At 65.9% G+C, this 24,428-nt stretch carries 22 protein-coding genes and 1 tRNA gene; 7 read left to right on the plus strand and 16 right to left on the minus strand.

The annotated features are described in order from the left end of the window. Window positions 1–20: 20 nt before the first annotated feature. On the minus strand, window positions 21–1,520 hold the full coding sequence (locus KPL78_RS23605) for a patatin-like phospholipase family protein (protein WP_219765432.1): 1,500 nt from the start codon (window positions 1,518–1,520) through the stop codon (window positions 21–23). Between the two features lie 280 nt (window positions 1,521–1,800). Here KPL78_RS23605 and lepA point away from each other — a divergent pair, with 280 nt between their 5' ends. The 3 genes from lepA to KPL78_RS23620 all read left to right on the plus strand — a co-directional run bounded on the left by lepA (window position 1,801) and on the right by KPL78_RS23620 (window position 4,922). Further along, the gene (lepA, locus tag KPL78_RS23610) at window positions 1,801–3,606 is read left to right on the plus strand and encodes a translation elongation factor 4 (protein ID WP_219765433.1); all 1,806 of its coding nucleotides are present in this window, start codon (window positions 1,801–1,803) and stop codon (window positions 3,604–3,606) included. A 176-nt stretch (window positions 3,607–3,782) separates the two neighbouring features. Beyond that, complete coding sequence (locus KPL78_RS23615) at window positions 3,783–4,766, plus strand: tripartite tricarboxylate transporter substrate-binding protein (protein ID WP_219765434.1); 984 nt, start codon at window positions 3,783–3,785, stop codon at window positions 4,764–4,766. A gap of 65 nt (window positions 4,767–4,831) precedes the next feature. Beyond that, window positions 4,832–4,922, plus strand: a tRNA-Ser gene (locus KPL78_RS23620). Window positions 4,923–5,172: 250 nt separating this feature from the next. Here the strand turns inward: KPL78_RS23620 and KPL78_RS23625 are convergent. Genes KPL78_RS23625 through KPL78_RS23635 form a run of 3 tightly spaced genes read right to left on the minus strand, consistent with a single transcriptional unit; the run spans window position 5,173 to window position 8,449 of the window. Further along, the gene (locus KPL78_RS23625; RefSeq protein ID WP_219765435.1) at window positions 5,173–5,925 is read right to left on the minus strand and encodes a hypothetical protein; all 753 of its coding nucleotides are present in this window, start codon (window positions 5,923–5,925) and stop codon (window positions 5,173–5,175) included. Beyond that, the gene (gene pglZ / locus KPL78_RS23630; RefSeq protein WP_219765436.1) at window positions 5,922–7,976 is read right to left on the minus strand and encodes a BREX-3 system phosphatase PglZ; all 2,055 of its coding nucleotides are present in this window, start codon (window positions 7,974–7,976) and stop codon (window positions 5,922–5,924) included. The genes KPL78_RS23625 and pglZ overlap by 4 nt, the downstream gene beginning before the upstream one ends. Then, a complete protein-coding gene (locus KPL78_RS23635; RefSeq protein WP_219765437.1) occupies window positions 7,973–8,449 on the minus strand; it encodes a hypothetical protein in 477 nt (158 codons plus the stop codon). Before KPL78_RS23635 ends, pglZ begins: the two co-directional genes overlap by 4 nt. Window positions 8,450–8,579: 130 nt before the next feature. Here KPL78_RS23635 and KPL78_RS23640 point away from each other — a divergent pair, with 130 nt between their 5' ends. Continuing rightward, window positions 8,580–9,158, plus strand: coding sequence for a hypothetical protein (locus KPL78_RS23640; protein WP_219765438.1), 579 nt, complete (start codon window positions 8,580–8,582; stop codon window positions 9,156–9,158). Continuing rightward, window positions 9,158–10,405: a DUF6950 family protein gene (locus KPL78_RS23645; protein WP_255569374.1), complete on the plus strand. Its 1,248-nt coding sequence runs from the start codon at window positions 9,158–9,160 to the stop codon at window positions 10,403–10,405. The genes KPL78_RS23640 and KPL78_RS23645 overlap by 1 nt, the downstream gene beginning before the upstream one ends. A 17-nt stretch (window positions 10,406–10,422) precedes the next feature. Here KPL78_RS23645 and KPL78_RS23650 read toward each other — a convergent pair whose 3' ends face one another. After that, window positions 10,423–11,772: an anti-phage deoxyguanosine triphosphatase gene (locus KPL78_RS23650; RefSeq protein WP_219765439.1), complete on the minus strand. Its 1,350-nt coding sequence runs from the start codon at window positions 11,770–11,772 to the stop codon at window positions 10,423–10,425. A gap of 338 nt (window positions 11,773–12,110) precedes the next feature. Here KPL78_RS23650 and KPL78_RS23655 point away from each other — a divergent pair, with 338 nt between their 5' ends. Continuing rightward, window positions 12,111–12,848, plus strand: a complete 738-nt coding sequence (locus tag KPL78_RS23655) for an 8-oxoguanine DNA glycosylase (protein WP_219765440.1) — start codon at window positions 12,111–12,113, stop codon at window positions 12,846–12,848. Here KPL78_RS23655 and KPL78_RS23660 read toward each other — a convergent pair. From KPL78_RS23660 to KPL78_RS23705, 10 genes are all read right to left on the minus strand, one after another. Further along, on the minus strand, window positions 12,808–13,890 hold the full coding sequence (locus KPL78_RS23660; RefSeq protein ID WP_219765441.1) for a restriction endonuclease: 1,083 nt from the start codon (window positions 13,888–13,890) through the stop codon (window positions 12,808–12,810). The two genes, KPL78_RS23655 and KPL78_RS23660, sit on opposite strands and share 41 nt — an antisense overlap. A 98-nt stretch (window positions 13,891–13,988) precedes the next feature. After that, entirely contained in the window at window positions 13,989–14,600 is a 612-nt protein-coding gene (locus tag KPL78_RS23665; RefSeq protein WP_219765442.1) for a nitroreductase family protein, read from the minus strand. Window positions 14,601–15,257: 657 nt separating this feature from the next. Then, a complete protein-coding gene (locus KPL78_RS23670) occupies window positions 15,258–16,580 on the minus strand; it encodes a hypothetical protein (protein ID WP_219765443.1) in 1,323 nt (440 codons plus the stop codon). Next, window positions 16,570–17,016, minus strand: a complete 447-nt coding sequence (locus KPL78_RS23675; protein ID WP_219765444.1) for a hypothetical protein — start codon at window positions 17,014–17,016, stop codon at window positions 16,570–16,572. The genes KPL78_RS23670 and KPL78_RS23675 overlap by 11 nt, the downstream gene beginning before the upstream one ends. 99 nt (window positions 17,017–17,115) lie before the next feature. Continuing rightward, entirely contained in the window at window positions 17,116–17,538 is a 423-nt protein-coding gene (locus KPL78_RS23680; protein ID WP_219765445.1) for a type II toxin-antitoxin system VapC family toxin, read from the minus strand. Further along, a complete protein-coding gene (locus KPL78_RS23685) occupies window positions 17,535–17,831 on the minus strand; it encodes a hypothetical protein (RefSeq protein WP_219765446.1) in 297 nt (98 codons plus the stop codon). Before KPL78_RS23685 ends, KPL78_RS23680 begins: the two co-directional genes overlap by 4 nt. A 1,021-nt stretch (window positions 17,832–18,852) precedes the next feature. Continuing rightward, window positions 18,853–19,983, minus strand: a complete 1,131-nt coding sequence (locus tag KPL78_RS23690; protein WP_219765447.1) for an alpha-hydroxy acid oxidase — start codon at window positions 19,981–19,983, stop codon at window positions 18,853–18,855. Beyond that, window positions 19,980–20,996: a C-terminal binding protein gene (locus KPL78_RS23695; protein ID WP_219765448.1), complete on the minus strand. Its 1,017-nt coding sequence runs from the start codon at window positions 20,994–20,996 to the stop codon at window positions 19,980–19,982. The genes KPL78_RS23690 and KPL78_RS23695 overlap by 4 nt, the downstream gene beginning before the upstream one ends. Continuing rightward, the gene (locus tag KPL78_RS23700; protein ID WP_219765449.1) at window positions 20,996–21,673 is read right to left on the minus strand and encodes an RraA family protein; all 678 of its coding nucleotides are present in this window, start codon (window positions 21,671–21,673) and stop codon (window positions 20,996–20,998) included. Before KPL78_RS23700 ends, KPL78_RS23695 begins: the two co-directional genes overlap by 1 nt. 46 nt (window positions 21,674–21,719) lie before the next feature. Beyond that, window positions 21,720–22,688, minus strand: coding sequence for a Bug family tripartite tricarboxylate transporter substrate binding protein (locus KPL78_RS23705; protein WP_219765450.1), 969 nt, complete (start codon window positions 22,686–22,688; stop codon window positions 21,720–21,722). 141 nt (window positions 22,689–22,829) lie between these two features. Here KPL78_RS23705 and KPL78_RS23710 point away from each other — a divergent pair, with 141 nt between their 5' ends. Further along, complete coding sequence (locus tag KPL78_RS23710; protein ID WP_219765451.1) at window positions 22,830–23,729, plus strand: LysR substrate-binding domain-containing protein; 900 nt, start codon at window positions 22,830–22,832, stop codon at window positions 23,727–23,729. Between the two features lie 4 nt (window positions 23,730–23,733). Here KPL78_RS23710 and KPL78_RS23715 read toward each other — a convergent pair whose 3' ends face one another. Next, on the minus strand, window positions 23,734–24,330 hold the full coding sequence (locus KPL78_RS23715; protein ID WP_219765452.1) for a hypothetical protein: 597 nt from the start codon (window positions 24,328–24,330) through the stop codon (window positions 23,734–23,736). Window positions 24,331–24,428 lie beyond the last annotated feature (98 nt).

The following is a 24,428-nucleotide window of genomic DNA, read 5'->3' on the forward strand; positions in this document are numbered from 1 at the left end:
GCACGGAACGCCGCGGCGGGTCAGCGATGGGCGGCACGAACCGGACGCGGCGCCGGCACGCTGCCATCGGCGCCGAGGAAGCCGGCGATCGCACGGTTGCCGCGGATGACCGTTTCCCCAGCGGCGACGAGCAGGTCAACGTCGTCATCGGGCAGGGTCAGGCCGGTCGGGACGCGGCGCAGCCGGCTCCGCAGCGCCGGATCCGGGTGGTCGGCCAGCGAGACATGGACCAGCAGGCCCTGGACGTCCTCGCACGGCCAGCCATCGATCGCGGGTGCGTGCTGGCAGCGATTCTCGCGCTGCCGGCCCACCATGCGCTCGACCTCGGCCGCGGTGACGGCGAGTGTTTCCAGGTTGTAGTTGTCGATCTGCCCGCCCGAGACCGCATCGAAGATCTGCACCAGCCCGTTGACCATGCGCTGGCGGGACAGGGCCGGGTCGGTGGCGGACTGACCATCCACGCTGATCATCAGGATGCGGCGCACGGGGCGGACCAAGCTGGCGAAGTCCGGCTCGTCCGTGCCGCCCAGGATGGCGAAGTTCAGGGTCGCGCGCAGGGCCAGGTTGTCTGAGATGCCGCCATCCAGCAGATGGATCCAGGGCGTGCGATCGCGGTCGGCCATGCGTGCGACGACGTCCACCAGCCGGCGGCGGTTGTATTCGGCCAGCATGGGCATGACCGAGAGGTTCACCGGCAGGGGCGCGTCGCAATTCGGGCCGCGATGGTTGGCGAGCGTGATCGGTGTGAACAGCAGGGGGAAGCCATTCGAGGCCGCGACGGCACGCGCGACGGAAAAGCGTCCGAGATCGGAACAGATCACGTCGAAGGCATGGGGCAGGAAGGGGAAGGCCGATCCGCTGGCGAGGTCGGTCGCGTTGATCGACAGGCGGGGCCGTCCGCGGGCCATCAGCTCACGGAAGGTGGCGCCGCGGAACATGAGGTCGTCATAGACCTCGGTCATGCGGTCATTGGTGCCCACGGCCGGGTCCACGAGCCAGCCCCATTGCCAGGGCAGGATATAGGTGCCCCAGACATAGGCGGCGAGGTCCCGGTGCAGGAAGTCCCGGGGGAAGGTCTCGAAGGATTGTTCGCCGTAAAGCGCGTAATGGGCCGCGGTGAAGCTGCCGCCGGAGACACCGGCGACCTGGTCGACCTCGGCCAGCAGGGTCGAGGGCGGGCCGCCGAGGGTGACAGGCACGTCCCGCATGCCGCGCAGGGCTCCATGGCCGAAGGCCGCCGAACGCTTACCCCCGCCCGAGAAGGCGACGAAGATCAACAGGTCCGGCCGGCCGCCCGAGGCGTTGATCTCGGCCAGGCCGTAACCGCCGTTTCGCGCTCCCGGGGTCAGCGCGGGGTTGATGCCGCGATCCGCGCCGGCACAGCCGAGAAGGGTCAGCAGCAGGGTCAGGACGCCAAGGTGATTCCTGGTTGTTCGCCTATTGCTGCTGTCGGAAATCGGAGGGGCGCTGCCCCTCCGAACCACCCCGCCAGGATGCTGGGCATCCTGGACCGCAGGCACTTGGCGATCGGCGGAAAGCCAGCATTGCCCCCGCACGGCGCGCTTCGAGCGCAGGAGCGGATTTCGGCGTTGGTCCTGCCAGCGGCGCGCAATGCCAGGTTGAGGTTTGCAAAGGCCTTTCGGCCCTTGCTGGGGTGGTTTGGAGGGGCAAAGGCCCGGCAACCTCCGCAGCAGACGTATGGGGGCCATCAGGAGGTGCTTTGACTTGGGGGCCGACTGCCCTATGTCCCCCTTCAGACCGCGGGGCGCGCCCCGGCCCCTGTCCCGACCCCGGATACCCATGACCGACACCCCGCTCGCCCTGATTCGCAACTTCTCGATCATCGCCCACATCGACCATGGGAAGTCCACGCTTGCCGACCGTCTGATCCAGCAGACCGGCGCCCTGACGGCGCGGGAGATGAAGGAACAGGTGCTCGACAACATGGAGATCGAGCGCGAGCGCGGCATCACCATCAAGGCGCAGACGGTGCGGCTCACCTATCCGGCCAAGGACGGGAAGACCTACGTCCTCAACCTGATGGACACGCCAGGCCATGTGGACTTCGCCTATGAGGTCTCGCGTAGCCTGGCCGCCTGCGAGGGGTCGCTGCTGGTGGTCGATGCCTCCCAGGGGGTCGAGGCGCAGACGCTGGCCAATGTCTACCAGGCGATCGATGCGGGGCATGAGATCGTGCCCGTGCTCAACAAGATCGACCTGCCGGCGGCGGAGCCGGCGCGGGTGAAGCAGCAGATCGAGGACGTGATCGGCCTCGATACGTCCGATGCCGTCGAGATCAGCGCCAAGACCGGGCTGAACATCGAGGGCGTACTGGAAGCCATCGTCCAGCGGCTGCCGCCGCCCAAGGGCGATGCCAGCGCTACGACCAAGGCGCTGCTGGTCGACAGCTGGTACGACGCCTATCTCGGCGTGATCATCCTGGTGCGGGTGAAGGATGGCTTCCTGCGCAAGGGCCAGCGCATCCGCATGATGTCGAACGGTGCGGTGCATACCATCGAGCAGGTGGGCGTCTTCGCGCCGAAGCTGACCCCGACCGACAGCCTCGGGCCGGGCGAGATGGGTTATGTCACCGCGGCCATCAAGACGGTGGCCGACACCAATGTCGGCGACACGCTGACCGACGACCGCAACCCGGCGACCGAACCGCTGCCGGGCTTCAAGCCCTCCATTCCCGTGGTGTGGTGTGGACTCTATCCGGTCGATGCCGATGATTTCGAGAAGCTGCGTGAATCGCTCGGCAAGCTGCGGCTGAACGACGCGTCCTTCCATTATGAGACGGAGACCTCGGCGGCGCTCGGCTTCGGCTTCCGTTGCGGCTTCCTGGGCCTGCTGCATCTGGAGATCATCCAGGAGCGGCTGTCGCGCGAATTCGACCTCGACCTGATCGCGACCGCGCCATCGGTCGTCTACAAGGTCCACAAGACCAACGGCGAGATGTTCGAACTGCACAACCCGGCCGACATGCCGGATGGCAGCGTGCTCGACCGCATCGAGGAGCCGTGGATCAAGGCGACCATCATGCTGCCGGACGACTATCTCGGCCCGGTGCTGGCGCTGTGCAACGAACGCCGCGGCCAGCAGGTCGAACTGACCTATGTCGGTGCGCGCGCCATGCTGGTCTATCGCCTGCCGCTGAACGAGGTGGTCTTCGACTTCTACGACCGGCTGAAATCGGTCAGCCGCGGCTATGCGTCCTTTGACTACGCGATGGACGGGTATGAGGACGGGGATCTGGTGAAGATCTCCATCCTGGTGAACAACGAGCCGGTGGATGCGCTGTCCTTCATGGCCCATCGCAGTCAGGCTGAGCGTCGCGGCCGGCAGATCTGCGAGAAGCTGAAGGACCTGATCCCCCGCCAGCTGTTCAAGATCCCCATTCAGGCGGCGATCGGCGGGCGCGTGATCGCGCGCGAGACGATCGGCGCGCTGTCGAAGGACGTGACCGCCAAGTGCTATGGCGGCGACATCAGCCGCAAGCGCAAGCTTCTGGAGAAGCAGAAGGAAGGCAAGAAGCGCATGCGGCAGTTCGGCAAGGTCGAGATTCCGCAGAGCGCCTTCATCGCCGCACTGAAGATGGACGCCTGAGCGGGCCCGTCTTCCACCGGCTGCATCGCGCCTTCGAACGGCCTGCTGTTCCGCGGTTTTTGCCGCGGTAGGGCGGTGCGCGACCTCTTGACTTGTCACGGATCAGGCTTGATCTGAACGAATAGTGAATTGCGGGCTCCCTGGCTGTAACGCCCGCCAACCCAGGAGGACGTCGCATGACGCACATCACCCGCCGGGTCTTCTCTGGCGCTGCGCTCGGTGTCGGTCTTGCCGCGCCGGCGATGGCGCAGGGAGCCTATCCGAACCGCCCGATCACCATGGTCATCCCGTTCGCCGCCGGCGGCCCGACCGACACGGTCGGCCGGCTGATCGCCCAGGCGATGGGAGCTGACCTTGGCCAGCCGGTGGTGGTGGAGAATGTCGGCGGCGCGGGCGGTACGCTCGGCGCGCAGCGCGTCGCTCAGGCACGGCCGGATGGCTATACGATCCTGCTGCATCATATCGGCATGGCGACGATCCCGACGCTGTACCGTCGCCTGGCCTATGACCCGGTGAACGGGTTCGAGACGGTCGGCCTGGTCACGGAAGTGCCGATGACGCTGATCGCGCGCCGCAACATCGAGGCGAATACCCTGCAGGAATTGGTCGCGCTGATCCGCCAGCGCGGGGAGAGCCTGAACTATGCCAATGCCGGCATCGGCGCGGCGAGCCATCTGTGCGGGTTGCTGCTGATGAAAGCGGTGGATACGCGCATGACGACCGTGCCGTATCGCGGCACAGGGCCGGCGATGAATGATCTGGTGGCCGGCACGGTGGACATCATGTGCGACCAGACCACCAACACCACCGAGCAGATCCGCGCCGGTACGGTGCGCGCCTTCGCCGTGACGACCGAGGACCGCGTTGCGGCACTGCCCGATCTGCCGACCTCCGCGCAGGGCGGGCTGCCGGGCTTCGAGGTGTCGGTGTGGCACGGGCTGTACGCCCCGAAGGGCACGCCGGCGCCGATCATCGCGCGGCTCAACCAGGCGTTGGTGAAGGCGCTTGAGACGCCTTCCGTGGCCCAGCGATTCGCGGATCTGGGCACGGCGCCGGTCGCCGCGACGCGTGCGACGCCCGAGGTCCACCGCCAGTTCTGGATGGCCGATATCGCGAAGTGGCGGCCGCTGATCCAGGCTGCAGGGCAGTTCGCGGATTGATCGGCAAAAGGGTGTGGTTGACGGGTTGCCCTTCAGCCGCACCCTGACTATGTTCCGCGCCCTCCGGACAGGTGGCCGAGCGGTCGAAGGCGCGCGCCTGGAAAGTGCGTATACGTCAAAAGCGTATCGAGGGTTCGAATCCCTCCCTGTCCGCCAGTTGCCTTGCGAAGCGCAGTCTCCACCCAGGGCCGCCCCGCCGTGAGGCGCAGGTTTCCTGCGGGTTCGGGCCCTGACCTGTTGACCGCCGGGGGGCCGGGAATGGCCCGGATCGGGTCTCCGGAGGCCCGGTTCTCTCCGAACCTGTTGACCTGCCGGATTTGGTACGCCGGCGAAGGGCCTTGCCGAACAACGACTTGCGATCCGCTCTGGCATACAGAGTTTGCATGCCGCTCGGACAAGCAAACCATCAATGGTGACACGGGTTCTCAGCCAACTCGACGAAGTCGCTTTGATCGCCCTGACGTTGAACGCGGAGGCATGGGTGCCTTCTGAGCGTGGCGGCGTTCAGCTGCAGCTTGAATGGAAATATGGCTGGGTGGCTGACTAGCTGCGAAAGTGACATGCCGCGTCCTTGGCTCAGCATGACACCGTGCACCAATAGCTCAGCGATCTCCTCGGAGACCCGAATCGGGTTGCGAGCGACGACGAGTGATCCCTTCTCCGAGCCGGGCTTCAGCACCCCCCACTGAGCCATGGATTTGAGCACATGCTGGATTGTGCGCTCCAACGTAGAGCGGTCGCCCCATGATTCCGTCATACGGCGCTTGATCTGAGATCTGTTGGCTTGGCCATGCAGTGCGAGAAGCTTTCCGACATGCGTGGCAACATGGAAAAAGAATGGATGCGTAGCCACGACCATGGCCCAGTGAACAGCCACACGGTTCTCGCCATTTGCTGCAGCGAGGCACTTGAAAGCCCGGTCTCGCAACGGTTCGACCTGCTCCGGCACCGTCAGCCAGATACGGGTCAGGACCGTAAGGGTCTTTCCACGGCCACTGTTGTTGGTGTTGCCCGGAACGAGGTCTTCGAGAAAGTCCCACAGGACCTTCCGTGTTTCCGTGGGAAGCTCGCCGGTGGAGACCCGCGCGGCGGCAATATCGAGCCATTCGATGTCGATCGTTCGATCGAAGCCGATCGTGGTCTTTCTTCCCATGCTCATGCCGATCTTGCCACTGTCACGAAGGGCACGATGGCTTCCTCGATACATATTCCGCCATGCGCCACCGTTCTTTTTCCTTCACCAAGGAAGGCGCGTAACGGTGGGGCTATCAAGGCGAGATAGTCATCGGGTAACCCGACGCTCGGCCACTCCAGAGTTCCCGGATATTTCGCCGAGGCATTGGATCGCAGCAGAGCGTCCCGGAACACATGGACCCTCTCCCCGCGCTCGTCGGCTGTCGCGCCAACGTTAGGCTTTCCTATGCCGATCCCCTCTACGTTTCCATGATCGGAGGTGACAACAACTTCAAAATCGCGATCAAGCAAAGCGTCCAGGAGGCGCCAAAGCGAACCCCTCTTGGCCCAATGACGGACCCCGGCATGCATCCCATCGGTGCCGGTGACAATGCCATGCAGCATCTGATCGATTGTCCCGACCACGATGCCCGCGATCCTGCAGCGCGGCTCGTCGAGCTTCCCGCTGACCCTGGCGATGAAGGCGTCGTCGTCTTCCAGGGTGCCCTGACACGCATAAACGGCGTCGCCTTTCCGGAAACCGCGATCTTCCCAGAAGCGAGACCAGTGCTGCTCTTCCTTGCGCGTCGTGTCGAGACACTGCCCAAAAAAGAACGGAGGGTCGCCCGCAAAGATCGATTGGCGCGACACCGACGTCAGTGTCGGCACCCAGGCGAAGGCGCCGAATTCCTCGGTCACCCATTGCCGATGCGGCATTTCCTGACGGACGATCGCCCACTGGTCCATGGCCAGACCGTCGATGATAACGACAGCCAACTTCGCCTTGGTTCCCTTCGCGGAAAGCCGATGCGCCATGTACTTTGGAATCTGATGAACCATGACCGGGCGAGGCAAGTACGAGAGGCTGTGCAACGTGGCGTAGTGCGCGTCCATCCACGCACAAAAGCTCTGCTCAATCAGCTGGTGTGCAGCGTTGAAGCGATCCTTGTCTTCGGACGACACGTCTCCGGGCAGGGACCAACGCAGTGCAACAATCTCGGCCCACCGAGCCGCCGCCTGAACCAACTCGTGATGATCGCTGCTCGCAGATGGACCGCTGGAGCGTAATAGCTCCAGGAGCCTTCGGAAGCGCGATGTGTCGTCGGCAGGCTGGGATCCCGCCACACCGACAGCCATCCACGTTCCCTCGACGAGCAATCGAGAGACTCTGTTCGTCGGGGTTAGCAAACCGTCAGCAAAAAGGTTGTCAACGTAGATCCGCACATCGTCGTGGTCGAAGGGAAGATGTTTTGGACCTGAGAACTGCAGATCGTAGGGTTCGGGCTCCTCGCGCACGCCGCTTGCCTGCGAGCCCAAATGATCCTGAACGAAGATCGGCCATCTCTCTTGCAGGAACTCCAGAAAGCTCGCGCGGCTAGGGAGAATCTGATCGAGCGGCCAATCGTGCCATCGCCCGGTCGATCGCAGAAGATGGATCAACCGCTCGTCCAGTGACTTGGGAACTATCTTGCCGCTGTAGTGGCGCCGCAGAAGCGCGCGGAGCAGGTCTGCATCACTTTGGAATTGTGCGGGATCGAGTCGAAACACATTTCGCAGAAGAAAGTCCCGTGTCGCGTTCTCGCCCATACGCTCTGGCTTGAAAAGTTGCTGGGCGGCAGACACGGCATCGAGCTCACCTCGATCGATCTCGGAAAGCACATGAGGGGCGAGCGAAGGGAAAAGCTCCGCCAGGCTGAACGAAAGCAACCGCCGTTCACGCTCTGCCTGCTGAAGCAGGTCAAAGGGAAGGCCACTGATGTCCGAGCGCGCCGCTCGCAGGACGACGACCAGATTTGTGTCGTAGCCGTTGTCCCAAACCTCCCGGAAACGTCGCTCATAGGCGTATCGAAACGCGACGTGGTCCTCGAACGGCACGATCTCGAATCCGCGCTGGCGGATACCATCAACGATACCCTGTTCCGTCAGCAACTCGTCAGGGTCCGCCACGACGGTCAGACGCGCGACACTGGCCATGTCGCGGCTGAACTGCGCCAGGATGGGCTCGCGCCATGTGCCACCAGGCAACGAGGTGCTCATGCGCTGGCTCCCATCGGCGCAACGCGAACCATGACGACGGCGGCGAGATCAGGGAGCGCAGCTTCCCGCGCCGCGAGCTCTCGGGTCCATGCCTGTTCTTCGTCCCCCAAAATCCGAAGACGATGCGCCCGGACCTGGGGTAGCCCGAGCCGCTCGATGGCACGCCGGCGCGATGAGAATGCGTGCGTGCCCTTCTTGCGCTCACGCATGATGCTCATCTGATGAGAACCAACCAGCTCCTCAAACACCGCAGCGCCCTGCGCTTCGGCAGCCTTGCGGCTGGCATCGAACGCATCCACCGCGGTGGAACCTGAAATCTCCTCACCTGGTTGGCTCAGACCGTTGGGGAGGTCGATCAAGCGTTCCCAGATCGTGCGGGCTGTCGGTCCAAACACGCGGCCGTCGTCGGCGAGGAAAAGAGCCAGAAAGCGCTGCTCCCGCCCGCCGGACGTGTGCAGGCTGATCCGCCACAACGACCAGAACCCGCTCGTCTTGTCGGAAACGTCGGGGACGACGATGGTCGGTATCGGTTGGCCCGGCGCGAAGACGGGCAGGCTATTTGTGAGTCACCGCCATCACCATCCGCCTCGAGGAGGTGCTGCCATGACCGACGGCATCACCGCCACGCCGCGCCTCTCGCCCCAAGCCGCCGCCGCGGCGACCACGCCGGTGGCGACGCCCGTCGTCCTGGTCGATCTCGACTTCGCCTCCGGCCCGATCCGCGCCTGGACCGGGCTCGGGCCGCTCGATTGGGCAGGCGTCACCTACGAGGGCATGGGCACCATCGGCGCCGTCTCCGACATCGAGGAGACCGCCGAACTCAGGGCGGTGCGCATCACGCTCACCCTCTCGCCGGTGCCGCAGGAGGTGGTCGACATCGCGCTGGCCGAGCAGTCCTTCCGGCTGCGCCCGGCGCGGCTGTGGGGCGCGCTGCTCGATGCCGAGGGCGCCTTCGTCGCCGATCCGTTTCCCCTCTGGGCCGGGCTGATGGACACCATGCAGGTGGTCGACGGGGCCGAGCCGCGCATCTCGCTCACCTGCGAGAGCCGCCTCGTCGACCTCGAGCGTGCCGAGGTTCGGCGCTACACCGATGCCGACCAGCAGGCCGAGTATCCGGGCGATCGCTTCTTCGAGTTCGTCCCCGCCCTGCAGGAGGCGGAGATCCGGCTGCCGGCCAGCTGATGACCCGGCTGCCGGACTGGCACGCGCGGCTCGCAGCGCTGCTCGCCGCGTCGGAGGCGCGTCCGTTCGATGCGCATCACTGGAACTGCGGGCGGTTCGCTCTGGCCGCAGTGCAGGCCAGCACCGGTCGTCGACCAGGCTGGCGCAGCCTGCCCTCGCTGGAGGCCACGGCCGACAGCGCCGGCTTCCCGCGCATCCCGCCGGCCTTCGCGCGGGCAGGGGACGTCGTCCTCGCCGGCGAAGCCTGCTCGCCGATCGTGGCGCGTCACACCGGCAGCGCCACCGACTGCGAATACGAGGTGGCCTGGGCCAACACGTATGCCGTGCGGATGGATTACACCTCGACCGCGGACCGCGCCGGCAATGCGGTGATCAACCGTCACCGCGCGCCGGCCTCGCGGCTGCTGCGGGTTCTGGACGCGGTACCCAACCTCCGCGCCGCGGCCTTCCGGCAGAGTGGGACCGAGATCGGCGTGGAGAAGCTGGCGACGCTGGCGACCTCCACCACTGCGGCCACGACGCTGGCAGGGCTGTGCTTCAACGGGCTGGACGGGATCGCGGCGACCGCGCGCGGCCTGCTCCTGGATGCCAATCGCGGCATGGCCTTCGTGGTGGACACCTCCTCGGCGAAGGAGTTCGCGCTGGCGCATTGGCTGGTCGGCGGGGTCGATGGCGGGCGGCTATTCGTGCGGGTCTTCGATGGCGCGGCGAATGTGCGGGAGAACATCGCCGGGGACGTGCTGGCCTCCGGCACCACTATGCAGTGGAACGCGCCGGCGAAAGGCTGGAACGCCGGCGCGGTGATGGCGGATGCCTCGCTGAACCGGCGGCAGACGATCCGGGTGGGTGCCGGCGTCGCCTTTGCGCAGGTCGGGATCGTGGGCTTCGACGGTCAGATCGAGCTTGAGGCGCTGCGGCTGTTCGGGCTGCCCGAGGCGGCGCCAGCGGTGCTTTATGCCTGTCCTTCGGTGCCGATCGGGACGCGCAGCCTAGCGCTGGAGACCACCTGGGATCTGCCGAGCCTCACGGCTGGCTCGACGGCGAACATCGACGTGACCGTGCCAGGTGCGCGGCGCGGCGACTTCGCCGACGCCACGGCCGACACCAGCAGCATCGCCTTCGTGCTGGACTGCCATGTCTGGTCCAACAACAGCGTGCGCGTCACGGCGCGGAACGTCAGCGCGTCGACGGTTGATCTGGCCGCGGCACCGCTGTCCGTGCAGGTGACGAAGCGGCGAGTGCCGTAGCCCGGAAATTCCGACCACTACAGCTTGTCAAACACGGATCCCATGCGCGGGCTAAACAGGCGGTCGTATGTCTTCAGCAGGAAGTGGTCGGTCATCCCAGCGACGTAGTCGCAGATGGCCCTCGGGTCTTTCCCCGCGGCATCGAAGACCGCGTAGGCATCAGCAGGCAGGAAGCTTCTCGGCTCGGAGAGAAGGGCCTCGAAGACAGCGACCACCATCTGCTGGCCCTTGAACTCGAGGTGCTGGACGTTTGCCGACCTAATGACCTGAGCGTCAACAATGTCCCGCAGCTGCCGTAGGAATGCGTGTGGACCCTTAGGCATGGCAACGCGAAACCGGAGGAGAGGGTGATCGAAGCCAGGATCCTCATGCAGCACTACGCTATTGATGAGGTAGCCTACGGCGCGGCTGATCAGCTGCTTCCGCCTGCCGCTTGGCCCGAACAGGCCGTCGACGAGTACGTCGTATGGGCTCTTCCCTTGCTTCTCAGCATCCCTGGCCATCCCGGGGCTCTCCAGGAAGCTAACGCATTCTTCTGGCTTGACGTGCCCTACGAAGTCTCGTGCCGTTATGAGCCCGAGCGCGATGGCATCCTCGAGATCGTGGACGCCGTATGCGATGTCGTCGGCGACGTCCATGATGGAGCAATCGAAGGACTTGTAGCGCGGCTTGCTATGCTTGCCCTCGCGCTCATCGATACTCATGAAGCGTTTGCGGTCCGCCGGAGTGAAGGGCTCCAGGATCCACTCGACCACGTCGGCCTCGGTGTCGAGGTGGCATTTGGGCGGCTTGCATGCCTCGCGGTCGATAATGCGGATGGCCGTCGTGTCAGTGCGGAGCGACGGCTTCACCTCAGGATGTACCAGCTTGCTGTAGGGTACGGGGTACTTCAGGACTCCGAGCAGGCAGCGCCGGGTGAGGTTCGACCCATGCGCCTTCGAAAAATCCTCCAGGCGGGCCAGGATGCGCAGGGTTTGGCCGTTTCCCTCGAACCCGCCGTTGCTGCGCATGCAGTAGTTGAGAGCGACCTCGCCACCGTGGCCGAAGGGAGGATGCCCTAGATCGTGGGTAAAGCCGATGGCCTGAATTAGGCTGGCGGGTGGTAGGTACCGCTTGGCGTCCTCCGGGAGATCCACCATCGCGAGATGCATCCGGATGCCGTTTGCGACTTGCGCCACCTCCAGGGAGTGCGTGAGCCGCGTCCGATAAAAATCGCTGTCGCCAAGGTTCAGGATCTGTGTTTTGCCTTGGAGACGTCGAAACGATCCAGAGTGAATGACGCGGGCGTAGTCGACGTCGAAGGGTGTCCGCGCGTCGTCCTCGCGCTGCGTCCAGGCCTCCTGCCGCGCCTCCCAGTCGCTGTTCATCTGCACTGCTCTTCCTCATTCCCGCGAAGGGCCCGCTCGGGCGGCGCCGCGCAAGCATAGTCGCTGGATACCAGAGCCAACGCGAACTGACAGCGGCTCCCTTCATGCCGCTGAATTGCGGGCCGTGGTGCCGACAACCGGGCGGGGGCCGGGTCGCTTCGACCAGCGGGGGATTCCCTTTTGTGAGGTTGCATGATTCTCTCGATCGGCCGGGGGAGGAAAAACGGTTGCAACAAGAGATTTGGCTTGGCGGGGATGAAGATGCCCTCGCCCTGCGTCTGCCTGCCCCCCACGATGAGGTCCTGCCGGGAGTACGGTGGGGGCGGGTCGATGACCTCATGACGCCCGCCTACTGGAAGGGGCAGTGCTGGCAGGCTGAACTCCTGGGCTGGCACGGCACCTTCCGGCTCGGCTCCGACTTGCGGGAGGAGGTGGCCGCCTGCCTGCTCGGCGGCTGGGGCATGCCCGCCGAGCTGGGCTTGGCCGCCTTTCGGCGCCTGCGCGACCGCGGCCTGCTGCGAGGCCCCGCCCCCGCGCACGTTCTGGAGGCCGCCCTGTCGGAGCCGCTGGCCGTCCAGAGCACGTTGCGTCGCTATCGCTTTCCGAGGCAGCGGGCGGCTCACCTGGCTGGGTGCCTGTGGGCGTTCGAGACGCTGAGGGAGCCGGAGGGCGACCGCGAGTTGCGCGATGCCCTCCTCGGGCTGCCGGGCCTGGGGTGGAAGACCGCGTCTTGGGTTGTCCGGAACCACCGTGCGTCGAGCGCGGTCGCCATCATCGACGTGCACGTGATCCGCGCCGGGGTGGTGGCCGGTGTCTTCGACCCGGCGTGGACGCCCCAGCGGAACTACCGCCAACTCGAGGAAGCGTTTCTGGACCTGGCCGAAGCCATAGGTATCCGCGCAGCGCTGCTGGACGCCGTCATCTGGGAGCAGATGCGGCGGTTCGGCGACCTCGCCGTCGAGGCCGCCGGATGCGCCGCCTCAGCCCGGGCGATCGCGACAGCAGGAGCCTTGGTAACGCGGCAGTGTCGCGAAGTTAAGGAGGACCAGCGCTCGAAGGCGACAGCGTGCGGGTAGCTTCCTCAAGCTTTGCAATTGCGCGCTCGGTCGAAGCCTTCAACTCGTTCCAACGATTTGCGGTCCGCGCCGGATCGGCAAGCCAGAGATAGACGCCGTCCAGCAAATCGCCTCTCGGCGCGCTAACAGCCGAAAAGGCCCGCTCACTCGGTATTTCTCGAAGAGCCTGCAGCACGTCTCCTATAGCTGACATGACGTCGAGCGCGCGCCTGAGCTTCGCCTCCTCGGCATCGCCCACATCGACCTCAGCGAGCAGAGTATCGCCGACGGCAAGCAGCTCACGGACCCTGCGCGCCAGTTCTGTTGAGTTGGTAAAGCCTAGGTTCCTGGCAGCGCTCAATGCGGCTTTGAGTGCAGAGAACCGGGGTCTGATCGCTGCCAAGGTGGAGACGATCGCTGCAGCCACCTCCGCTGGTTCACTTGTCCGATCCGGCGAGGTTTGCGTGAGGATCTGCGGTAGGCGCACCGGGAAGCGGAGCATCATGGTCGCCATCGCGGCCATTGTTACCTCAAAGCATGTACCCAGAAGGGTAATCGTCTCATCTAGAAGCGGTGGGGGTGGGTTCCGCGGTCTTTGCTCAAACATCACCGTCCGCAGTTCGTCCTCAATGCCCTTCACCACCTGCAGGGACTGCCTAATCGAGGCGTCAGCGATGCTGTCCGCGGCTGCAGCCATCAGTTCGTTCAGGCTGGTAAGCGAGACATTTGCCCTCCTGACGACAGCCACCGCCCCGGCTTGGAAGCCCTTCTCAGACAGCAGAAAGGCCCGGTCAGCACCGACGTCTTGGGCGATCTGGACGAGAGTCAGAACCTGCGCCTTCGGTACAGCGGTCTTCCAGTATTTGCACTCGACAATCCAAATGATTGGCAATCCGGCCATTGTAGTTCGTACGACTACATCTATCTCGTGTTTTCCGCGCGCGCCTTCGAGCGTCTCCTCGACGGCTGCGTCGCAGCCCATCCTCCGAAAGAGGTCAGCAACTTTTTCCTGGTATTCGCGCCAAGCAACACTCTTTCTTTTTTTGTCCATGGGTTCTGTCAATCAAATTGTTCAGAAGATCTGATGCCAATGCTTCGTGGCCAATCGTCAAGAGATCTCCTGGAGTTGGATCAGCTGACCATAGATGCCGATGGCTCACTTCAGGCAGTCAAGGCCAACGCGTCCGCGTTACGGCTGCCGTCTGGGTGATCAGCGCTCCCCAGCCCGACGAGCATTGTCCCAGCTGCCAGCACCCTTTCATTGGTGTGGAACAGCCCGTCGCCGACCTCCTCGCCGAGCAGCCCCGTCGGGCAGGCCACAAGGCCCATGCCACCAGCCGCGAGCTGCAGGCTGGCCAGCAGCGCGCCTGCATCCCGCCAGAGCAGGCTGTCCGGCTTCCGGTAGACGGCGGCTGTCCTGCCGTAATCGGCAAGCAGTACGAGCGCGGTCCCGCGTGCCCGGGGCAGCAGTTCGGGCAACCGCGCCAGGAGACGGCCCGCTCGACCCGTACGACGCTCCGAAAGCACCTGCACCCGGGCGCTGCCCGGATCCACGCGGAGCAGAACCGGTGCACGGCGGCCACCCGCGACCACGATCACCTCCACTGGATGCAGGGCGCCCGCCGAGGGCGGCACACGACGCGTGCGGCCGAGCGGGTCGGCGACCCGGATGGCGCGCGCAACTGTCACCCAGCCGACGAGGGCAAGGATGGACCTGAGGGGCGCGGGCGCCATCTCCCGGACCGAGCGCCGCGCCAGCATGGCGTCGCGCAAAAGGAGCGGCCCCGGGTTCGCCGGGGGACACGGCCCAAGCGTCCGGCGCACCGGCCAGTCGAGAGGCTCGAGGACGGCCGGTGTCGCACGGGGCAACGGGTCCCTAGTAGGGCGGCTCGACCACACGCGGTGGCCCGGGATTAAGCTGGACTTGGAGCACGTCCCCCGGCGTCAGTGTCCGCACTACCGATGGGTTCGGCGAACTCAGGTTGGTGATCTCATGGATTTCGCACGGGTCAGCAGGGTCGCCTCCGCCACCACCTCCGCTCCCGCCTGCATTGCCGCCGGGCCCCGGTCGCCAGTCACCTCCCCCGCCTTGACTGCCGCCAGACATGATGTGCGCTCCTCGTGCCTCATTGGAGTGATGCCGGCCATCGCCAGCCCAGGCCAGCCGCCCGGCCGGATACAAGACTTACCCGCATTCTGAACAGGTTCGCTCTGCATTGAAAACGATTCTGTGCATTCGCACGGTCTCAGCCTCGGATGCATTAGCAGCTGACCGCATATGTTGCTCGCGATTGGGAAGCCTGCGTCGGAAGTGTCGAGCGTTTTGGGTTCTTCTTTTGTCCTTGTGTGTTGGGGCGATAAGACGGACTGGCGGCGGTTCGAACTGGGTCGCCTCGTTGGCTGCCACTGAGCCAATGGGCGTCCAAGTCACTACCATCCCAATGGTTCGTTGGGGTCGCCCAGAGGGTCATGGAGTTCGTCTGGTTCTGGAAAGAGCTTCTCGGCATCGAGCGCCGCGCTGATCTGGTCGGGTTCAAGGCGCCGGCTGATCGTTTCCAATCTCGCGGTAACCCAGCCAATCAGGCGGGCGTGTGATCCAACTAGCGCGGACGTCGGTCCGGTCAGCGCGAGCCAAGCCTCCAATGCATCTACCTCCCGTCGGAGCTCCATGAGCCGGTCTAGGAAGGCTTCGCGCTTCTTCTCTCGCTCCGCTCGCTGACGAGCCAGGGCGTGGCGCCTTGCCCGTTCCTGGTAGCGCCGCTCCCGCTCCTCTCTCTCCTCCCGCTGGAGCCGACGCGCGGCCAGGATCGCCTCAAGGCCGGTAGCCACATCTTCGACCATTCGGTCTAGGCGCTGGGTTCGGCCGTCTGCCCATGTCCGTCGTACACCATCACCCCAGCCCTGGATCTGGACGACCAGTTCGCCGGTCCGGATGGTGTCGATCGCCGGGTAGGCCTGCGCGTAGAGATCCGAAGACGAGGGCGCATCCCACGTCCGACGCGTCGCGTAGTATCGCTCCAATCGCTTCTTGCGCCGCTCCTCCGCGGCTAACTCCTCGGGCGTCGGAACGTGCTTCTCTCGTCGGATGCGTTCAGACATCGCGATCGACGCCGAGTCCTTGCCGCGTTCAACGCGCATCCCGTCACCAGCCATGGTCGGCGGAAGGCCGCGCTCCACGAGAGAGCGGATCAGCGCGTCGAGAATGTAGATCGAGCGCTCGACGGCGTCCTTGCCAACGGCCACGCCGGCCATGCCCTCGCCGTTGGCCTGGATCGCTCCGTCCGCGTTCGGCTTACCCTTCCGCAGCGCTTGCGCGGTGCGACGAAGGAGCGGGTGGACATCCGCGACAGGCCATGGCGGCGCAGGTGCGACGTCCGCCTCTGGGGATTTCTCACGTGGAGCGGGCGGTGGACGCTGGCGTTCCGCCTGGCGCGCCTTCGCGTACTGGATGACTTCTCGCACCTCATCGGGGAGACGCCATGCGCCTGCGTGGATCTCCAGTGTCTGCAGTCTTGGATCCTCCACCTCGACGAAGGGCTCCTGCTTCACCTTCTTCCCGTGCTGGAGCTTCGCCCAGTAGCCTCGCGGCGGGGTGGGGATAGCGTACCGCTCACAGATCTTCGCCAAGCCCGTGCCGGTCACACCAAACTGGGCAGCAACGTGCATCATCGGCTTCGCCCAAACGAGGTCGTAGAGTTCGCGCCGCGTCAGAGGCGCGCCACCGTTCATCCCTGTCGGCGAATTATCGAGCACGGCCGGCCTCGTCGGGCAGGTCATCCGGATCGTAGGCAGCCTGGAAGGTAAAGCGGCGAATCATGGCCTGACTGCGGAAGAGCGGCTCGCCATCCAGCGTCACATAGCGCAGCTGCCCTGCCGCCAGAGCGGTCATGAGGCAAGCCAGCACGTCGTGCGGCATCGATAGCATACCCTGGAACACGCCCGCTCGGACATGAGCGTTACCAACAGCTTTAGGCTCTGCAGATGCAGGGAGGTCCGCCACGACTGCAAGGTCCAAATCCAACCGAGGCAGGAAGGTGAGACCGGCCATCTCGGCCTTCGTGGCCTTCGGCCGGAGGAGCCGGCCGTGGACCTCCAGATGGCGATAATCGGAGTATGGCTCAGGGAAGTGCTTGCGGCTCGGATTTACGCCGAAGCTGAAGCTCCACTCCCATCGTTCGATCTGCACCACGTAGAACTCAGTCGTTGGCCGGACCTTTGTCCTTGATCGTGCAGGACGCCGCTTCGCCTGGGTCCGATCGGTTATGCGGTCCGGCATCGGTCGGTTGCCCTACGCCTGTGCCTCGTCGAACGGGTTCAACGTCCGCACTCCGAGCCCACTTACATCGGCTATATTGCGTGTGACGAGAACGAGATCGTGGACCTGCGCTGTCGCGGCAAGCAGGGCATCAATGACCGGGACGGATCGTGATGCCGACATTCGCCCCCATGCGTCGGCCACCGCTGGATCCACGCCGATGATGCGCGCCCCAAATACATCGGACACTTCGCGAAGCCAGCGCTCCAGCGCTCCCGCCTTCAACGGATCACGCGGACGGACGCTCTCGATTCCCTTTCGGATCTCGCCGAGCGTCAACGCGCTGAGGAACAGATCGCGATCCTCGACCGCAGCCCACCAGGAGGCGACGCTCGGATGGCATCGCGGCCCCTTCTGGATCTCCGAGATGATGTTGGTGTCGACGAGCCAGGTCATAGGTCGATTGGACGTCCGGTATCGCGGGATCGGGTGAGATCGATGTCATCCAGTGGTGCCGCGGCGAGCAGGTCCTTCAGGCTGCGCGTCAGCTCCGGCCCAAAGCGGCGACGGAGCAGGGCGCGCGCCTCGCCAGCCTGGTCGGGGTCGGCGAGCGCCGCTGCCACCGCCCGGACGAGCGGCGCATCTTCACCGCGTACCTGCACCTCAATGCGCTGCAGGCCACGGCTGCGCAGGCGGCGCCGATGCTCGGCCACGGCGGAGGGCGGCTTGGGTGTGGACTTCGCAGGCATAGGGTACCCTCAACAATTTCCGGTAACATATCCGGAAATACGAGCGGAGTTCAAGGGAAACGCTGACGCACCCGCTGAGGCGGACGCCGCTCTCCAAGGCTCCAGCCTAGAGACCGCCTGTACCGAGTCGCACCTCCTCCGCCAGTTCCCTCGGGCGTCCCGCTCTCCGACAGACCGACCGCCGCTCTGAGTGGCAGGTTTCCTGGGGCTTTCGGGGCGGGCCTGTTGACTGGCTTGGCATGCAGACGGCCGAAAATCTCTCTCCGTGGGCCAATTCTCTCCGTACCTCCTGACCTGGCCGATCAAGTACGCGTACGGACGCGGGCAAAATTTCAATGGCCACCTCGGCACCGACGCCGTTCTCGGTTCGACACCTGGCCAGCCCTCGTCGAATGGTCCGGAAGGATACTCTGATGGGCGGCCGCCGCCGTGCCGTCTCCAGAGCAGATCTGTGGCTTGGCCATTGGTGCTCTCTCCGGCGCTGGCAGCCGATAGCCGAGCGCAGAACGCGGCTTCAGTCGCGCATTCGTAGCTGCGTCGGAGCGGTCGGCCTCGGCACCTGCGCTCAGGCTGACTCGTTCGGCCATCTTTTCTCGGTTATGGCTTGCGCCCCCGGGGCAAGACGGCGCGCCCGCCTCTGGTGCAGCTCTCAAGCGGCTGAGCCCACACGAACCCGCGGACGCAGCTCCGGAGCGTGCCCGAAACCACGCTTCCCATCGCGGTGCATCGCTGGACCACCCTCCGATGCAGGCAGCAGAGATGACGTCCAGAGCCTTGCCCCTCGGAAGCACCACGACGCAACCCGTGCTGGTCGCGACAATCCCGCCCGAGGCCGGGCGGTCATCGGGAGCCAGAAGGACGGATGCACGACGCCAAAGAGCCATCCACTGCGCAGCGTCGAGAATGATGCCCGGTAGGCCCGTGCAATCAACGCAGCGTGGCATTTCTCATTCTGCTGGGGATACCGGCCCATGCCCGAGCATTGCGGCTTGCGCTCGTGCCGGAAAGCCCGGCCCCACCATCACCCGGGCACTATGCTGGATCGGCTCAGCTCGCTGATAGTCGGTCGACCCAGCAGGGCCATCACGCGCTTGAGTTCGACCAGAAGAAGCTCGATCGCCCGGACAGCGCCGGCCTCTCCGGCGGCGGCCACGCCGTAGAGCGGAACGCGGCCGACCAGCACGGCCTTGGCACCCAATGCGAGGACCTTTGCCACATCCACGCCGTCGCGGATGCCGCCATCCAGCAACAGCGGCATTTCCCCGGCGGCCTGCAGGCAGACAGGAAGCATCTCCACCGTCGAGACCATGCCGTCCAATTGCCGCCCACCGTGGTTGCTCAGCACGACGGCATCGGCGCCGACGGCCGCGATGCGAGCGACATCCTCCGGATCCACCACGCCCTTCACGATCAACCGCCCCTGCCACGCATCGCGGAGCCGGGCGAGGCTCTCGATGCTGAAGGCCGGATCCTTGCCTTCGTTGATCGCTCTCCGTTCGGACTGGACGCTGTTGTCCGGCAACTGCATCGCGATGTTCGGAAAGCGTGGTGGCCCATGCCGCAGTGTCGCCGCCAGCCAGGTGGGATGGCGCAACCCATCGATCCGCGTGGACAGTCGCGGCCGTCCCGACGGCGAGAAGTGCCGCGCCTCCCAATGGCGGATGCCGGCGACAGGCGTGTCGACCGTCAGGACCAGTGCCGTGCAGCCTGCGTCCTTCGCCCGCCCCATCAGCCGCTGCGTCGCGCCCTGCTCGCGCAGCGGAAAGGCCTGCATCCACACCTGTCCGCCAGCCTTTGCAACCTGCTCGACCGGCATGTTCGACGCTGCGCTGAGAATGAACGGCACGCCCATCCGCGCCGCGGCCCTTGCGAGCATGCCATCCGCACCGGGGCGCATCATGCCGGCGACGCCGGTCGGCGCCACCATGACCGGCGCCGCCATATCGAGACCAAGGAACCGGGTGGTGACATCGACATGCGAGACGTCGCGCAGCGTGCGCGGCAGCAGCGCCAGCGCGTCGAGCGCGGCGCGATTGCGCGCGAGGGTGCGTTGCTGCCCCGCCCCACCTTCCAGGTAATCCACGACGAAGCGCGGCAGGTAGCGGTGAGCCTCCTCGCGCAGCCCCGCGATGCTGGTCGGCAGCGGCTTCACCTCGGATTCACGAGGTACTGTGCGTTCACGCAGGTACGCAGGCGACCGCTGCGCAGGTAATCGACCAGATAGGTCATGGACAGGCGACGGATGTCGAGGATGCTTGCCGTGCTGTAGAAGGCCGAATGCGGCGTGAGGATCAGCCGCTCGTCCAGCCATTCCTCGCCGGCGGCCCAGGCCTTGATCAGCGGATCCTCGCGGTCGAGCGGCTCCTCCTCGAAGACATCGAGGCCGGCGGCGCCGAGCCGGCCGTTCCGCAGCGCATCGCCGACGGCGGCGAAGTCCACGATGCCCCCGCGCGCGGTGTTTACCAGCACCGCGCCTTCGGGCAGCAGGGCGAGGGCGCGCGCGTCGATCATGTGGCGCGTTTCCTCGTTCAGCAGGCAATGGATGCTGAGCAGGTCGCTGCGTGCGAGCAGCCCATCCAGCGTGTCGAACCGTTCCCAGCCGAAGGAAAGCTGATGTCCGACCGGCAGATGCGGATCGTAGTAGCCGACCTTCATGCCGAAGGCGTCGAAGCGGCGTGCGGCGGCGGTGCCGATGCGGCCCAGCCCGACCAGCCCGACCCGCACACCACCCAGCCGCCTCACGGTCTTCAGCAGCCGCGCATCCCAACTGTCGTTGGACCGGCGCAGGCGACGGTCATAGGCCTGGATGCCGCGCAACAGGGCGAGCGCCAGCGCCACGGCGTGGTCCGCCACTTCCGTCGTGCCATAGTCCGGTGTGTTGATCACCGGGATGCCGCGCTCCCCGGCGGCCCTGAGATCGACATGGCCATAGCCGACGCCGCCCTGCGCGATGCAGCGGCAGCGGTCGAGCCTGGCGATGATCTCCGCCGGCAGCCGGTGCGCGCTACGGCAGTTCAGCACCGCATCCACACCCGCATAGTCACCGGGATCGGGCAGCGTGCCCTTCACCGAGCGGCGAAAGACGAGCTCGACGCCCGCGCCCGCGGCAGCCTCCTCCACATCAGGCTCGGTGTCGTAGAGCGGATCGATGACCAGGATCTTCATCAGTGCGTCTTCTGCCAGAGGGAGATGAGCGCCTCGGCATCGAAGCCGGGCAAGCGAGCGGCGCGGATCATCGCCTGCTCAGTCGCGAGCAGTGCCTCGATCGCGTCGGGCAGGGCATCGAGGTGGTCCGGCGGCACGATCATCGCGCCATGCCGGTCGGCGTGGATCAGGTCTCCCGGGTGTACCGTCAGTCCGAATACGGTGACGGGTTCCCCGATGCTGCGGATCTGCGTGAAGCCATTGCCGAGGCAGACGCTGCCCGCGAGGATCGGAAAGCCATCCAGCGCATCAAGGTCGCGCACAGCGCCGTTGGTGATCACACCCGCGCAGCCGAGGCCGCGATGGATCGCGGCATGCACCTCGCCCCAGATCGAACCCAGGCCGGGCCTCTCGCCGACATCCTCCATCACCACGATGCGTTGGGCTGGCCCGCTGTTCACCATGCGGTAGTAGCCGAAGCGGATGTGGTCTTTCTCCGCCTGGGTGAGCGGGGCGGGATGGTCGGAGGTCATGCGCGCCGTCACCGCATGGCCGACCATGCGCATCGTGGGATCGCTCGCGATGGGGCGGCCGAGGGTCAGCCCTTCGATGCTGTGGCCGCGCAGCTTCGTCAGGGCGTTCCAGACGGTCGGCGTGTCGTATCGCCGCAGCGTGGCGATGATCGCGTCGGTGTCCATGCGAGGCATCCTTGGGCGCGGGGGACCGCACGGTCCCCGCGGCGTCTCAGTTCAGGGTGATGTTGCCGCGCGTGACCACGCGCTTCCAGCGAGCCGCATCTTCCGCGAGCGTCGCAGCAAAGGCGGCCGGGCCATCGCCCACCGGGATGAGGATCAACGGCTCCAGCCGCGCACGCAACTCGGGCAGTGCGAGCACCGCCCGTGCCGCATCGTCCATCCGTGCGATCGCCGGGTCCGGCGCGCCTGCGCGGGCGACGAGACCGATCCACACCCGCACATCCATGCCCGGGATGCCGAGCTCCGTCGTGGTCGGAACGGCTGGGAGCTGTGCCAGGCGCGCATGGCCCGCGGTGGCGACCGCGCGCAGTTCCCGACGATCGAGCGCCGGCTTCACCGACGCGACCGAACCCAGCGTCATGTCCACGCGCCCGGCCATGAGATCCGCCATCGCCTGGCCCGTGCCGCGATAGGGAACGTGCAGGAAGCCCGCGCCAGTCTCCTGGTTCAGGATTTCCATCATCAGATGCGTCACCGATCCCGTGCCCGGCGAGGCATAGGTGATGCTGCCCGGACGTGCCTTGGTGTCGGTGATCATCTCGTTCAGCCCCGGCTGGCGCAACGACGGCCCGGCGGAGAAGATGTAGGGCGTGTCCACCAGATGCGTGACCGGTACCAGGTCACGCATCGGATCGAAGCTGAGGGTCTGCGGCAGCGCGGCGGCGATCGTGACCTGCCCGCCCGAGGCGACCAGCAGGGTCATCCCGTTCGCCGGCGACTGGACGACGTTCTCCGCGGCGATGAGACCGGCGGCGCCGGTGCGGTTCTCGACCACCACCTCCTGGTGCAGCCTTTCGCCAAGGTGCGGCGCCATGAGGCGCGCGAGCACATCGACCGAACCGCCGGGTGCGAAGGGCACGACGAGCCGGATCGGCCCGGGGCTGCTGCCCTGGGCCAGGGCCACCATGGGCAGGCTCGTGCCGGCCGCGGCCAGCAGGCTTCTTCTGGAGATGGGCACTGAGCTGTCTTCCCTGAAGGATGGTCGGAACAGTCGGGGCTATTCGCGCCGCGGCACGATCATCACGGGCGATCTCTCATAGTGTCCAATCGTATTTGTTCGGCTAGTCATGCGCTGGTGCTATGAAAGGCGGGCGCACGCATGGTCACCCATCGCATGGTCGAGGCCTTCCGCGCCGTGATGCAAAGCGGCAGCGTCACGCGCGCGGCCGGCATGCTCAACATCTCCCAGCCATCGGTCAGCCGATTGCTGGCAGACCTCGAAGCGGGGCTCGGGCTGCGGCTGTTCGACAGGCGCGGCACGCGCCTGACCGCCACGGCGGACGGCGTCGACCTCTATGACGAGGTCGAACGGTCCTTCCTCGGCCTAGCGCGCGTGCTGGATACGGCAGGGCAGATCCGGGCGCGCCGTGCCGGTGTGCTCACGATCGCCACCATACCGGCTCTGGGCAACACGCTGCTGCCCGCGGTGTTGAGGGGCTTTCAGACACTGGCGGGCGCCCCGGTGGTGCGCCTGCACATCGTGCCGTCGCAGCAGGCGCTGGGCATGCTCGCCCAGCGCCGCTGCGACATCGTCTTCGCCTCGATCGCGCCCGCACCGGAGATCGGGCGGCAGGTCGCGGCCTTTCCGATGCGCGGGTGTGTCATCCTACCGGCCGGGCATCGCCTGGAGGGCGAGACGCACGCGTTAACGCCTGAGATGCTGGCGGACGAGCCCATGGTCGCGCTGGCGGCGCATTCGCTGATGCGGGTGGAGACCGAGCAGGCCTTCGCCCAGCGCGGCGTACCCTTTCGCGTGGCGATCGAGACGATGCAGGCCTTCTCTGCGGCGCAACTCGTCCAGGCTGGTTTCGGCTGTGCCATCGTCGATCCGATGACGGCCCGCAGCCATGCGGCCACAGGTGGCGCCAGCCGTGCCTTCGAGCCGGCGATCGATTTCTCCTTCGGCGCCTATGCGTGGCGCATGGGCGATCAGGGCGGCTGGATGGAACGCTTCGTCGAGGCCGTCGCCGCTGCCGTCGCATCACTGCCGGATGGCTGATGCGTCAGTGCGTGTCGGTCGCCTGTACCATGGCATCGCGCATCGCATTTGGCCATCTTGTGCAGACGCCTGGGGCATTGCCGGTGCGGCGAACCGAGGAAGCCTCAAGGGCGTGGCTTGGCGGCGACTGCCCCCGTTCGACGATGCGCCTGAGATCCATCACCGCCACGCGATCGGCGATGTGACGCACCAGCAGGCCGAGGGTGGTCAGCGCTATCATCGACTTCCCCGGTCGCTTTCGCCGATCAGCGCGACAGCCTCGCCGGCATGGGCGGTGAAGGGGACGACTTCGCGCACCAAGACTGGCGCCGAGGCTTGCCGAGGCATCGTCGAGCGCACTGTCGATGGTCTGCAGGCTGCCCATGATCGCGAGCACCATGAAGGGCAGCAGCGCATGGGCCCTGCCGATCACGATGCCGGTCTCGTTGAAGATCAGCCGTAGCGGCCGGTCGATGATGCCGAGCTTGCCGCCCGCCGGTGGGGTGCTGGCCAGGGCGATTGCGCAAGCGCTCTCGACGCATGGAGACCGTGCTGCATCGTAAGGCAAGCTGTCGCGGATGGCGGCTGAATCGCGCTTGGCTTGCCGGAGAATGATGAACATGAGTCCCCTGGCTCATGTGTGGTGATCCGTTCATCGAACATGGAGTTGAAGCTCCTCAGGGCTCCGTGGATGGCTCGCCGTAGAGGCCAGTCGTTCGT

It is taken from the genome of Roseomonas alba, from assembly GCF_019430885.1.
Lineage (GTDB): Bacteria > Pseudomonadota > Alphaproteobacteria > Acetobacterales > Acetobacteraceae > Neoroseomonas > Neoroseomonas alba.